General features: G+C 48.1%; 10 protein-coding genes. 8 read left to right on the forward strand and 2 right to left on the reverse strand.

The window, feature by feature from the left end; genetic code table 11:
* The first annotated feature begins 17 nt into the window (after nt 1–17).
* From K9N57_05455 to K9N57_05465, 3 genes are all read left to right on the forward strand, one after another.
* Nucleotides 18–1,217, forward strand: coding sequence for a FecR family protein (locus tag K9N57_05455; protein ID MCF7803614.1), 1,200 nt, complete (start codon nt 18–20; stop codon nt 1,215–1,217).
* Nucleotides 1,214–3,802, forward strand: a complete 2,589-nt coding sequence (locus K9N57_05460) for a hypothetical protein (GenBank protein MCF7803615.1) — start codon at nt 1,214–1,216, stop codon at nt 3,800–3,802. Before K9N57_05455 ends, K9N57_05460 begins: the two co-directional genes overlap by 4 nt.
* 322 nt (nt 3,803–4,124) lie before the next feature.
* Nucleotides 4,125–4,514, forward strand: coding sequence for a DUF559 domain-containing protein (locus K9N57_05465; protein MCF7803616.1), 390 nt, complete (start codon nt 4,125–4,127; stop codon nt 4,512–4,514).
* A gap of 146 nt (nt 4,515–4,660) precedes the next feature.
* Here the strand turns inward: K9N57_05465 and K9N57_05470 are convergent, their stop codons facing one another.
* Nucleotides 4,661–7,147 (reverse strand): glycoside hydrolase family 3 C-terminal domain-containing protein, encoded by a 2,487-nt coding sequence (locus K9N57_05470; protein ID MCF7803617.1) that lies wholly within the window; start codon nt 7,145–7,147, stop codon nt 4,661–4,663.
* Nucleotides 7,148–7,212: 65 nt separating this feature from the next.
* Complete coding sequence (locus K9N57_05475; protein ID MCF7803618.1) at nt 7,213–8,046, reverse strand: hypothetical protein; 834 nt, start codon at nt 8,044–8,046, stop codon at nt 7,213–7,215.
* Between the two features lie 397 nt (nt 8,047–8,443).
* Between K9N57_05475 and K9N57_05480 the strand changes: the two genes are divergently transcribed.
* The 5 genes from K9N57_05480 to fucU all read left to right on the forward strand — a co-directional run bounded on the left by K9N57_05480 (nt 8,444) and on the right by fucU (nt 14,143).
* A complete protein-coding gene (locus tag K9N57_05480; protein MCF7803619.1) occupies nt 8,444–9,340 on the forward strand; it encodes a class I SAM-dependent methyltransferase in 897 nt (298 codons plus the stop codon).
* A 100-nt stretch (nt 9,341–9,440) separates the two neighbouring features.
* Complete coding sequence (locus tag K9N57_05485) at nt 9,441–10,742, forward strand: APC family permease (GenBank protein MCF7803620.1); 1,302 nt, start codon at nt 9,441–9,443, stop codon at nt 10,740–10,742.
* A gap of 269 nt (nt 10,743–11,011) precedes the next feature.
* A complete protein-coding gene (locus K9N57_05490; GenBank protein MCF7803621.1) occupies nt 11,012–12,025 on the forward strand; it encodes a LacI family transcriptional regulator in 1,014 nt (337 codons plus the stop codon).
* 308 nt (nt 12,026–12,333) lie between these two features.
* On the forward strand, nt 12,334–13,611 hold the full coding sequence (gene fucP, locus K9N57_05495) for an L-fucose:H+ symporter permease (protein ID MCF7803622.1): 1,278 nt from the start codon (nt 12,334–12,336) through the stop codon (nt 13,609–13,611).
* An 88-nt stretch (nt 13,612–13,699) separates the two neighbouring features.
* A complete protein-coding gene (gene fucU / locus K9N57_05500; GenBank protein MCF7803623.1) occupies nt 13,700–14,143 on the forward strand; it encodes an L-fucose mutarotase in 444 nt (147 codons plus the stop codon).
* Nucleotides 14,144–14,254: the final 111 nt, after the last annotated feature.

Genomic DNA, 14,254 nt, shown 5'->3' on the forward strand with positions numbered 1-14,254 from the left:
TTGAGGAGAAAGACACTGTGAAAAAGAAAAATATCCATATTATTCTGTTTACAACCCTGCTATTGTTATGGCAACCTATGGCTATGGCTGCTCCGGAGATGATTGCCGCAGTTCTGAAAGTTAAGGGAAATGTTGAGGTGAGACGAACAGGAGGAGAAATGTCTGTGACAGCGATCAGAGGGCAGCAGCTGTCCCAGGGCGACTGGATAGTGACCGGCGATAACGAATACGCTGCTCTCCTCTTTCTGGATAAATCCCTCCTGAAAATTCACGAGAATTCCGAGGTTGAGATTCGCAGCCAGCGATCCGCTGCAAATCAGCAGGATACGAGGGTACATATGAATAAGGGTGAAATCTATTCCGATGTTAAGGAGGGTAGCTACGGCCATTTTGAAGTAATAACCTCAACCTCCGTCGCGGCTGTCAAAGGAACGGAGTTTTATTTGGAAGTGAACGATACGGATGGCAGCACTACGCTGACCGTTATCAATGGTGTGGTGGAGTTCACAAACGATTTGGGGACCATCCTGGCTGAGGCACAGATGCAGTCGAAAGCCGAGGCTGGTAAATCGCCTGAGCAACCAAGGAAGATCCCGAAAAACCAGATTCCGACATGGGAGCAAGAGGTTGAACCGGACTGGGGAGTGAATCTTAACCCGGAGAAACAAGGTCAGCAACCAATACAAAGTCCAGTGAAAATCGGGTTGCAAATCCGGGATTTGAACAGCCAGTCGTCCGTAAGCAACTATTCCGGCGCGGTGAATGTTTCCAGCGAAAGAGAAGGGGTTGTTTTTTCTACCGATGGTAAGAAGTGGACTAACCAGGTAAGTTTTAATATTACGAATGGGCGGTCGACCTTTCAGGCCAAGGCACTCGACAAGGGAACGCACAAAATCGTTGTCGGAGCCGAGGACGTGGCTTCGGGCGATTTGAGCATGTCGTTTTACCGGACGGAGACACAGAAGAAGGCCTTGAATGGGAAGCTGGAAAGGGTTGCACAGAAAAAGGGATTGAAGCAGGTTGCCGATCGCATTGAGGGTCGAACCATTAGCGCTTCTTCTGTAGAAGGAGGAGGGGCAGTGGATGATCTGTTACAGAAGGTTGAATCCGGCGAGTATGAGATAGCCGGAGTGGAGGAAATTGAAAATCCTGACGGCTCCATTACTCTCCGGCTCGCCGTTCGCCCAGGTGGCCAGAGGGAAGGTGGCCAAAAATGAAAATTAGGGGCCACCTTTTTCTCAGTTTTCTTGTTTTGCTGACAGTGGGGCCGGCGATGGCACTTCAGGACGACGGGCAGGCACCGACTTTTATACCTATTGAGACAATCGAAACGGCCTATGAGAATTCCTCGATACAAATTGAGGCCCTGGTAAATGACCAATCTGAGGTCAACCGGGTGCTACTCTATTATCGCTTTTCTCCGGACCGGAATTTTACATCCATCCCCATGAGATTCGATGTAAATTATGTTGCGGAAATACCACCCAACGAGGTAGAGTCCGGAACGCTATTTTACTATTTCTGGGCTGAGGATATTCACGGGAACCAGAGTACATATCCTGACGATGGGGAGAATGATCCGCTGAGTTTACGTGTATTCTCTCCTGTAGGGGCAGGGCAGTTAAAAGACTTGAATATTAGTTTACTGACTCCCGATCCGGATGAGATATTGAAAGATCCCAACCAGATTGTTGTACTTTCACTGTATGATCCTGAGCAGCAGCTGAATATGAACAGCATACAGCTATTGGTGGATGGCAATAGTGTCACTCGGCAGGCCCAGATAACCGCCGATATCATATCTTATGTACCGCCGGCCTCCTTTGGCGCCGGTGAACATACCATATCTTTGCACCTGGAAACAACGGACGGAAAAGCGTTCGCACAATCCTATTCTTTCGCGGTCGGACGAGAACAGTTACAGACTGCCCAAGCCAAAGAAGCATCCCCGGGATGGCAGGAAAATCTCAATTTTAGCTGGAGTATAGGGCTCGATACCGATTACGATAGATATATCGGGAAAGCCCAGCCACTTAATCGCCCCATTGATCAACACCGTATCAACGCCCGGGTCAAGTTTGATCTTTGGAAATTCAGAGTAAACACATCAGCGCTTCTCAACACCCATATCATCGATGAGACAGCTATCGAACTTGCAGAGCGACGTCAACCCCTAAACCGGTTGAAATTGGATATCCGGTCACCCTGGCTGGACCTGATTTACGGCGATTATACGCCCCAGTTTACCGAATTAACCCTGAAGGGTACACGAGTCAGGGGGTTAACCTCCCAGTTGAAACTAGGATGGTGGAAGACTACATACATCCAGGGCGAGACCAAACAACTGGTTACCAGCATCACCAGAACCCACCCGGACTCCACACAATGGAGTCTGCTCCAAACTACCCCTGGTGACACCATGTATGTTCAGCACACCAAAGGTACACCAACCCGCATATTCAATGGATTGCGAACAGAGGTCGATTTTTTCAGGCATTTTAACGTTGGCATCAGTGGTTTTCGGGCCTATGATATGACCACCAGCCTGGACCTACCCTATAAGTCCCTGGAGGGGAATTACACCTTTCTGGGCAATCTCGTGGCGGGTGCGGACGCTACCCTGCATTTATTTCAGGACAGGACTCGTCTTTCCGGGGAGGTAGCACTTTCGGCATTGAACGATGTAAACGCCGGCGACTCCTTATTGGTAGAAGTTGGTGGTCTGGAAGAAGATCTACTGGATAATATCGAACGCACACTGGGATTTCCGTTGACTGATGACCTGGTGTTGGGCAGCGCAAAAGGCCGTGGATTGTCTACGGCGTTTCCGAACATGGATGATTTCAATGCGGGGGATTATGTCATAAATAAAATGATTAAGCAGGGGACTTACCGGGTTGAATTTAACACTCCGGTGCCCATTGGGATTGGGGAATCGAATGTGATGGCTGAGTATTTGCGAGTTCCTGCGAACTATGCCTCTCTGGGAAACCCCTCAATTCAGACAGACATTCAGGGGCTTCGCTCCCGGATACGTACGCGGATCATGAAAAACCAAGTTTCTCTCTCCGCCGGATACGAGAATACATTTGATAATATTGCCGGTGATACCAGACCCCAAACAACAACGAATAATACTGTTTCGGGGGGAATTGGGCTCCGATTCAGGAATCTACCTATGATTAATTATTCGCTGCGTTTTATGAACCGGTCCGGGGAACTACCAGAGGGCGTTGAGCAGCGACAGGAGAGTGTGGTTCTGAATGACAACAAAACGGTGACACATACGATTGCCCCGTCATACAGGTTTCAATTGTATGATATCTCGGCCAATATCAATGGTAGTATTATGAATATGAACTATACAGACAGGAATTCGACCTCTGAAGATAACCGGGATTTCACCACTAATTCATTTACAGGTGCACTCTCTCTCGGTTTTCATTTCCCGATGCAGCTCTTACTTGGCGGTGGGTTCTCAAAGAATACTCCGGTAACGGACGACCAAAACTCCACCACGTTCCGGATATCCAGCGCGAAGGTCGGATATAAATTTTTTGAAAAGGCCTTGAATATCTCTGTTGGCTTTAACCTGGTGGATGGATTTAAAGAGCCGCGGCCTGAGGGGGACCCCGGGCTTGATAATCAGAAGATTACGCTGAATGGAGGGGCCCAGTACAGACTATCCCGCAATCTGAGTTTAGGATTGAAGATAGACTATGTCTCGGTAATGGATTATATCGATACTGCAAAAAATTATAATGAGTTGAGGGGAAAATTTAGTTTTTCAATACGAGGTTAAGCTTTGGGGAATATTGGTCTGGCCGTGAGATTTTGAAGGGGTGTTCCATTATTTCCCGGCTCACTTCGCTCGCTGTCCCCCTTTAAAGGCGACAAAATAGTACAGACCGGTACACTACCTAACGGAGGCGCGTTGCCTCCAATAAAGGGAAGACATATCTGAAACTAAGCATTTACGATGTGAATCCTAATTAATCCCCGGGTATGTAAAAAATAGCGACAGATTTTGGTGAATTTTTCCGAAAATTCTAAAATCAAGCACACAAATCTACTCACCGCGTTCCCCCTTTGAAGAGGGACAGGGGGATGACACTAAAAAAGTAATGGATGGCAAACACAATAATTACGGTTACAATAAAAATTTGAAAGACTACGCCAGAAAACTCCGTAACAATTCCACGGAGGCTGAAATACGATTATGGACCGAATTATTGCGGGCGCGAAAGATGAGAGGGTATCAGTTCCTTCGTCAGCGTCCTGTTCATAACTATATCGCGGATTTTATGTGCAAGGAGCTGATGATGATTATTGAAGTGGATGGTATAACGCACGATATCGAAGAACAGTGGAAGAAAGACAAGGTACGGCAAAAGGAACTCGAGAATTTTGGATTCACAGTACTCAGGTTTTCGGACGAGGAAGTTATGACCGATATTGATAATGTAGAGCGGGTAATTTTAGGGTGGATAGAGGAAAATCCGCCTGTTCCGTGACTATAATGTACGGTATTCCTTCGCGCAGCCAGATAAATTTTTCCGAAAAACCCAATATTATGCACACAAATCCACTCACTGCGTTCCCCCTTTGAAGGGGGACAGGGGGATGATCTACCGCCTGGACAGGAGGAAGAGGAAAAAAATTATATCGTTATCTTCTCTCGCAATATAATATTCTCCGAGGATCTCCCGACTCTGATATCAAATTCCCCCGGCTCCAGCGTCCAGGTCTTGTTATTCACGTCATAATATTGGAACGCATCCGTGTCTAACATAATCTCCACGTTTTTCGATTCGCCCGGGTTGAGATAGACTTTTTCGAAGCCCTTCAGTTCTTTTACGGGGCGCCTCACGGAGGATTCCAGGTCGGAGACATAGATCTGCGCCACTTCGGCGCCGGCAGTCTCTCCAGTATTTGTTACGGTAAAATACGCTATTGCAAACGGAACATCCCCCTCGATTTCGACATCAAAATGCAAATCGTCGTATTCGAAGGTGGTGTAAGAGAGTCCGTAGCCGAACGGAAAGCGTGGTGTGGTATCGACCCGATCAAAGTGACGGTATCCCAGGAAGATGCCCTCGGAATACTTCACGGCCTTGTCGCCGTCCTCGTCGTAATAGGAATCGTATACAGGGCTATCCTCCCATTTTGCCTCGAACGATGCGGGAAGTTTACCCGACGGGTTGACTGCCCCAAAGAGAATCTCCGCCAGAGCCGTACCGCCTTCCTGACCCGGATACCAGGCATGGAGCAGAGCAGGTGCATCGCCTATCCAGGTGTCCATTCCGACGTTACCGCCGGCATTCAGGACAACGACGGTATTTTCGTTAGCTGCCAGCGTTTTATGGATAAGCTCTAACTGATCCTCCGGAAGGTTATACGGCCGATCCCGTCCTTCGCCCTCAGTATTGGGACTGAACCCAACGCACAGTATCACCGCGTCAGCATTTACTGCCACCTTTACGGCGTCGTCAATTTCCTCGACCTGTTCCTGTTCGTACCCGAACCGGATTTCCGCACCGCCGCCATTTTGGTAATATTCGAGCACTACATCATACGTTTCGCCGGATTCCATCGCATAGACGGCGCTCCGTGCCGTCGGCGCCTGGTCAATCCAGGCATTCAACAGGGTATCACCATTGAGTATTAACCGGTAGCCATCGTCGCCGGTTACGTAAAACCGGTGGTTGCCGGATTCTTTGGGATTAATTTGCCCGGACCATTTCACAGAGAAATCCGAGTTATCATCGCCACCCAGCGGATGTTCGTTGAACACGAAATTGACCTGTTTGTCTATTCTCTCCAGAGAGGGGTTCCCGCGAAACTCCTGATTATCCCAGTACTGGCCACGCAGGCCAATTGTGCCATCTGCCAGGGAAAACGTCGATTTTCCGTACGTTCGCGTGCCACTTTTATCATTTATTCCTCGTTTGTACACGATTTCCACGTCTTCGCCGGCGATATTTTGTATTCCGTCCAAGATGCTCACGGTGTGCGCCGGTGTGGTATAGGAACTGCCACTGCCGCCGTGGATCAGGGGATGTGCGTTCGGGCCGATCACCGCCAGACGGGTGAGGTTGTCTTTCTCCAGCGGAAGCAGCCCGCCGTCATTCTTTAGCAGTACTGTGGCTTCCCGGGCCATCTGCAGGGCGACCTTTTTGCTTTCCGGATCATCTTTGGAAATACTGGATAACTCCTGATCCCGTTCCATGAAATTGAACCTGACAATCATAAGAATGATACGCCGGACTTTTTCATCTATGGTGGATTCCCGGATTTTGCCTTCATTCATTAGTCGCTGAATTGAATCCGGGTGCATAAACTTGCCGGAGGGCATTTCCAGGTCGAGCCCGCCATTAACAGTCCCCAGGGTAGAGTAGGTCGACACCCAGTCGGACATGACGAGGCCATTGAAACCCCATTCATCCTTCAGCACATCGTTAATCAGGTAGTTGTGCTCAGAAGCGTGCGTACCGTTGATGAGGTTGTAGGCCGTCATCAGCGCACCGACGTCACCCTCCTGGACCGCCGCCTTGAATGCCGGCATATAGATTTCACGCAGAGTGCGTTCATCAACATTCGAACTCACGTTGTGGCGGTCGAATTCCTGGTTGTTGGCGATGTAATGTTTCACGGTGGCTACAACTTCCCGGGATTGTATGCCCCGGATAACCGGCACGACCATCTGGCTTGCCAGGTACGGATCTTCGCCCAGATATTCGAAATTCCGGCCGCACATTGCCGCGCGATAGATATTCACCCCCGGTGCCAGGATAATATGCACCCCACGCGCCCGGGCATCACGTCCCATTGCCTCACCAAAGGATTTCGCCAGTTCGCGGTTCCAGGATGCGGCCAGTCCAATCGATGCGGGATACGCCGTCGTCGGTCCGTAATTCCGCACACCCAGCGGGCCGTCGGACATCTTGATCTCTGGCAGATCCAGCCGGTCGATGCCGCGGATGTAAAAACCCTTGTACCCTCCGATATACTCCAGCTTCTCCTGCAGGGTCATCTGACGTAACAGGCTTTCCACCTGCTGTTCCTGTGGTGTCTGGGCCAGTAATGGCACCGTAACGATGAATATGAGAAATAAACGGAGTAGGTTTCCGGAGATTGGTTTGTTCATTAGTCTGTCCATTGGTTTAATAGTTAGAATTATAGAAGTAGAGGTATCATTGTCTAAAACCCACTTTAATCTTTGGCCTCCGGTATGAAGAAATCCGAGTGTTCCAAATTGCACGTCTTTACCATGGAAAGGGCATACTCTATGGTCCCGGCATAGTTGTTCCGGCTGTTTGTTCCCAGGGAGAACCTGGCGCCGTGTGCCTTGGCCCGTTGAATAAACTCCCGGTTCGGTATTTTATAGTACGAATTAATTTCAATGGCCACATCGTTGGCGACTGCCGCATCTATAATGCGTTGCATTCGGTCGGGAGTCCACGCTTCGGTATACCTGTCCTCAAGACATTTCGGCAGAAAGGTAGCGTTGGCCAGAATGTCGATACCTTCTTCATTGAGAATACGGATATAATAGTCAACGTACATCTCCATAAACGAATCGAAGTCCTCAACCTGAGTGTCTTCCAGCCAGATGCGCAGGATAGAGCCGTCCTCCTGGGGGATTTCCATGGCGTCCATGATGATATAGTCCAATTCCTCCAACAATTCCGGACTAAACAGGTCACGCCAGCCCGGAACCACAGGTTGTATGCCGACCAACACCGGAAAATTCCTCAGGTGAGAAATATATTTGCGTAATCCCTCATCGTTTTGAATTGGGCAATACGGACAGGTTCCCGGGTGCTCAACGATTCCAAATTGAACATCCTTACTCCGGGATAAATTCACCGCATTCTCTATGGAAAGGCTGTCGGACAAGTGGACGTGTAAATCCAGGCGGGGGATATCTGTCGAATTAGTCGGGGTTTTAGCAGATATGACCTGGAAGAACAGCAGAGTAATAAGTATCAGGCTGACCGAAACAAGTATCTTCCAAGGATGGACAGGGCGAATTATTTGCACCATTTCACCGGGTTATGTTATGTCAGAAAATAACAGCCACCGTATATAGTACAATAAATATACCACAAGTTGCCTTGCGGTGATATATTGATGCTCTGCACTTCCAGTGATTGGGTGATAATAAATTTATCATTTTCATAACGCCGTTTATCATATTGATAATAGGGGAGGTCATATGAGCTCGGACAAAACCTCCATTAAATGCGGTTTTAATATTCAACAGAGTAAATTGGTGTAATTCTATATGCTTTCCAGATTGTTTGGTTAAGAATGGGAACACCCAAACCCTGCTTTTACATTGGAAATTTGCCATTTAATTCTCAAGTTTTGGCCACTATGTAAATGCCGGAAAGTCCGGAATTATCAGTATAAATATCATAAGATTTATCGAGGTGAAATCATGAATCTTCTCGAAGGAAAAGGGTTTATTAAAACAATTTCTTTCCTGTTGACTGGATTATTGGCAGTGACACTGTTGCTTTATATTGTCCCCGATAACCTTGTTGCCCAGGGCGAACTCGAACCGGTTATCAAGGTGTTGGATGAGCGGGACAAAGATGTGCCGTATGTGCCAACACCTGAAGAGATCGTCGATAAAATGCTGACCATTGCGGATGTCGGCCCGGGTGATTACGTAATAGACCTCGGCTCGGGAGACGGCCGTATCGTTATCGCCGCTGCCGGGAAGGACGCTGTAGGGCACGGCGTTGATATCGACGAGGAATTGGTAATTGAATCCCGCAGAAATGCAAAAAAGGCGGGTGTGGATGACCGGGTGGTATTCCTGAAAGAAAATATTTTTACCACAGATATCAGTAAGGCTTCAGTCATTACAATGTATTTGCTTTCCAGCGTAAACAAGCGGCTCCGGCCCCGACTGCTGGATGAATTAAAGCCCGGAACACGAGTGGTCTCCCACAGTTTCGATATGGACGAATGGAAACCGGATAAAACATTTGATGTACAGGATGACGACGGGAATTCGCATTATATCTATTACTGGATTACCCCGGCTGATGCTGTTGGAGCATGGAATTGGACCGTCAATGGAGACGACTTCGCGGCTGCCATTTCCCAGGAATTCCAGGAAATCACGGTGGAATTAGCCCGGGGATCGTCCGAAGCGGGTGTAACCAATGCTGTCCTTCGGGGAAAACGCATCAGCTTTATGGCTGACTTTGGAGAAACAAAACACGTGTACAGCGGCGAAATAGAAAATGACCAAATCACAGGGACCGTACAGGTGCGCTCCGGCGATGAACATACCGTCAAATCCTGGCATGCAACAACTAAATAGAGCAAGCGTAAAATCGTTTCCAATACCTTCCCGCGAATTTGACTGAATCTATCGGAGCCTATCGTTGAAATTCTCTTCTGAACAGGGCGCACCCGCCAGAATCTTTTCTGTCCTGAACGCCATCGCCATTATCGTTGGGATAGTGATCGGCATCGGAATTTTCCGGCTGCCGCCGCTGGTGGCATCGAACGCCGGAAACGGCACTCAATTTCTGCTGACCTGGATACTTGGTGGGGCCATTTCGCTGATTGGGGCGCTCTGTTATGCGGAACTGGCCACAGCGCATCCGGATGCCGGGGGAGAGTACCACTTCCTGCGAAAAGCGTACGGAGATTCCATTAGTTTTCTTTTCTCATGGGGACGGATGACGGTCATCCAAACCGGTTCCATTGCGCTGGCAGCCTTTATCCTTGGAGAATATGCCACGCTGATTCTCGACCTGGGGAGCTACAGCGCACCAATTTATGCTGTGCTTACGATCCTCATCCTCACCGGACTGAATATCTGGGGCACCTCCCCGTCTAAACAGGCTCAGAATATTATGACTGGGATGGTTGTCCTTGTGCTAATTAGCATTGCAGTGTTAGGCATTGTTGTGGCAGCGCCTGGAGAGTCAGGAGGAACTGAAGCAGGGGGCGCCCCGCTGCAACTCAATTCGGCGGGACTAGCCATGATATTTGTTCTGCTGTCATACGGTGGTTGGAGTGAAGCGGCCTACCTCTCTGCGGAATTGAAAAATGTACGACAGAATATGGCGCGGGTCCTGGTACTGGCTATCGGGCTGATTACCATACTCTATCTGATGATTAATTATTCCTACCTGAATGTATTGGGATTTGAGGGGCTGCAATCCTCGCAGACAGTTGGCTCGGATCTGACCAAACATCTCTTTGGCCCCCGCGCGGAGATCTTCATGGCGCTGCTTGTGGTCTTCACGGCAGCATCTACCGCGAACGCCAGCATCATCACTGGAGCGCGCACCAACTACGCCATGGGACGGGATTTCCCGTTTCTGGGCTTCCTTGGCAAGTGGAGCTCCAGACAAAATTCACCGGTCAATTCGCTGATTATCCAGGGACTTATCGCTTTGGCATTGGTATTAATCGGAACGCTTACCCGCGAAAGTATTTCTACCATCGTGGAATATACGGCGCCGGTATTTTGGTTTTTTCTGATGCTCACCGGGGTTACCCTGTTTGTCTTTCGCTACCGGGATGGCCTCTCCGACGGTACCTACAGAGTTCCGCTTTACCCGGTCACGCCAATCCTGTTCATCGCTACCTGTCTGATACTATTTTACTCCAGCATCACCGTCACGGGTATTGGGGCACTGCTCGGGATTGGAATTTTGCTGCTGGGTATTCCGTTCCTACTGATAGGGAACCGGAATATACGCCGGTAAAAATTAGCCTGAAGTGTAGAGGGATAATTTCCTCTGCGGAGTTTGGGAAAAAGGCTATAACCTAACTGCGATTTAACACTTGAATCCCGTAGGAAAATTATCCAGATTTATTAGCACCCAACTGTCATATCAGCAGGTGATGCAGAATGCTTAATCCGATTTTGTGCCAGCGCAACCCGGAAAAATTTCGGTGGACCCAATTCCCGATCAGCGGGTATCTTCATAAATCCTGATAATCTCAATAGATTCAAACATAAACATGGAAACTAATGAAGAATAAGCAAATTACCCTGAAAGATCTGGCCGCAGAATTAGACCTGCATTTTACTACTGTGTCAAAGGCGCTCAGAGATCATCCCGGAGTCAGTCCAAAGACAAAAAAACGGGTAAGAAAACTGGCGCAGGAAATGAACTATTTCCCGGACTGGAACGCACAAAACCTCCGGTACCAGGATAGCACGACTATCGGTGTGATTGTTCCGAAAATCAGCAATTACTTTTTCGCTTCTGTTGTGCACGGTATTGAAGAGGTGATGTATGAATCTCATTACACCATTTTAGTAAACCAATCCAACGAAAGTTGGGAGCGAGAGAAAACCAACCTGAGACCGATGCTGTCAAGGCGGGTTGCCGGATTACTCATTGCTGTCTCTATGGAGACAACGGATACCCACCACCTGAAGGTATTTGAGCAGCACGGCATTCCCATTGTCTTTTTCGACAGATACCTCAACGGAATTAAGGCCAGCCGGATTTATTCGGATGATGTGAGCGGGGCATATAATGCAGTGAATTATCTTATAAACAAGGGGTATCGAAAAATCGCACATTTAGCAGGCCCGCAGACGGTCTCCGTCGGGCAGGACCGCTATAAAGGGTACAAAAAGGCACTTAAAGAACACGATATTCCACTGGATGACGACCTGATCTGGTTTGGCGGATTTCTCGAAGAAGACGGGCGGGAGGGCTTTCAGTACTTGTACAAGAACGGCGATTTGCCGGATGCCATCTTTGCCGCCAATGATTATATCGCCTTCGGTGTTTATCAGAAGGCGAAAAAACATAATATACGCATACCGGAGGATCTGGCTGTGATGGGATACGGGAACAGTGACGTCTCCCAGATGACCGCGCCGCCGTTGAGCACTGTCAATCAACAGGGGATAGAGATGGGCCGGCGGGCCGCGAATCTCCTCTTGGAAGCCATTAATTCAGAGGAAGATGTATTCCAATCCAAAGAAGTTGTCCTGAGGACAGATTTAATCGTTCGCGAATCGACCTGATTTCCGAATATTCCCCAAGTGAATATCGTAGAAATTCCCAAAATCTGTTGATTTTTCACGGGGATAAATCTAACGTTAGCACCAGGCATATTTAATACTGGCAACCGCCCAGTAATTTTACTCATTACTCTCATAATTAAAATCGCATTTACGAAGATACACGGAGTAAAAAAAGGTGTTTTCTGAAGCACCGGAAATCGTTGTATATTTGGACATATTCATGATTTATTTACCCTAGGTTACGGCATATTTAAGGGAAGGCAACCAAGGCAGACACCCCATAATCATTCCCTGGAGAATGAATACCTATGGCAGCAATAAAACGCACAATTTATAAAGCACCGATAATCCCGTTTATACTGATTACGAGTCTGTTCTTTATGTGGGGACTCGCCAATAATATGACCGATACTTTATTGGCGGCCTTCAAGAAGATTATGAGCCTCACCGATTTTCAGACTTCATGGATTCAGATGGCTTTTTATGGTTCGTATTTCTGCCTGGCCTTGCCTGCAGCAATATTTATTAAAAAATTTACCTATAAAGCAGGCGTGTTGCTTGGCTTGGGGCTGTTTATCGGCGGGGCCTTTCTGTTTTATCCCTCGAGCATCACCATGAACTATTTTCACTTCCTGATAGCGCTCTATATACTCGCCGGTGGACTCTCGATTCTGGAGACGACAGCGAATCCCTACATTATCGCGCTGGGGCCGGAGGAGACCGGAACTCAGCGATTGAACTTTGCCCAGTCCTTTAATCCCATTGGTTCCATAACTGGGGTACTGCTGAGTAAATACTTTATACTCTCTCACCTCAATTCCGCCTCAGCAGAGGAACGTGCTGTAATGGGGGCTGAGCAGCTCCAGGCAGTGCAACAGCAGGAGTTGAGCGCCGTAATGGGGCCATATGTCGGGATAGCATTGTTATTGGTGGTTATCTGGGTTATGATCGCCATCCGGGATATGCCGAAGGTATCGGAAAAGAAGGTCTCAATCGATTTGATACCGACGCTGAAGCGCCTGTTCAGGAAAAAGCAATACGTCTGGGGTGTTGTGGCGCAGTTCTTTTATGTTGGAGCACAGATCGGAGTCTGGTCGTTTACCATTCGGTACGTCATGCAGGAATTGGCTGTCGATGAGGCACACGCATCCAGCTATTATCTCGCTGCTCTGATACTGTTTACGGCATTTCGCTTTGTCAATACTGCTCTGATGAAGTACATCGCGCCCGGGAAACTGCTGACAGGGTCGGCTATCCTGGGAAGTATCGCAACATTAATTGTAATATTTGGCGGTGGAATGATCGGAGTCCTTGCCCTGGTTTCAATTTCGGCTTTCATGTCCCTGATGTTCCCGACGATTTACGGGCTGGCTGTTAAAGGTCTGGATTATGACGATACAAAAATTGCCGGCTCAGGTCTGATTATGGCGATCCTCGGCGGCGCGGTATTAACTGCAATCCAGGGGAAAATTTCCGATGCCACCGGGAGTATCCATCTGGCGTATGCTGTTCCATTGGCTTGTTTTCTCCTGATATCCTTTTATGGATTTTTTGGGTTCCGGCGGGACCTGCAAAAGACCTCATGATTTAATGATCTAAATTGGAATTTTCATAAACTGAACACGCCGGAAATCAGAATTCCCGGTTATTTGCATTTTCGAAAGGATCTATTGTATGCTGCGTGGGATTTCCCCAAAACTCAGTCCGGAATTATTACTTACACTCTACCGTATGGAGCATGGAGACGAAATAGTCCTGGCCGATGCTCATTTTCCCGGTGAATCTTACTGTACCCGTATAGTGAGAGCAGACGGGCACATCATTACCGACTTATTAGACGGAATTCTCCCGCTGATGCCGCTGGATTCCTATGTGGATTTCCCGATGACGATGATGGAGGCAGTGAACGGTGATACTTTCGATCCGAGGGTAGAACAATCGTACAAACGGATCCTCGATAAATATGAAGAAAACCGTTATAAAATTCGAAAGATTGAAAAGGAAGAATTTTACAAGCGCTCCGCCAATTCATTTGCAGTGGTAATGTCGGGAGAAACGGCGAAATACGGAAATATCATCCTGCAAAAAGGCATCATTGAAAACGCGGAATCCGGATAACTATCGTTGAAACATTTTGAGAACTGAGAGTCATCTCGCACTATTCGTGAAATCCACCTTTTCCTGCCAGGGCAGTGAATCTCTGCTCAGGATCTGTTATATTTTCATACC

Source organism: Candidatus Neomarinimicrobiota bacterium, assembly GCA_021734025.1.
Classification (GTDB): Bacteria; Fidelibacterota; JAANXI01; order JAANXI01; family JAANXI01; genus JAANXI01.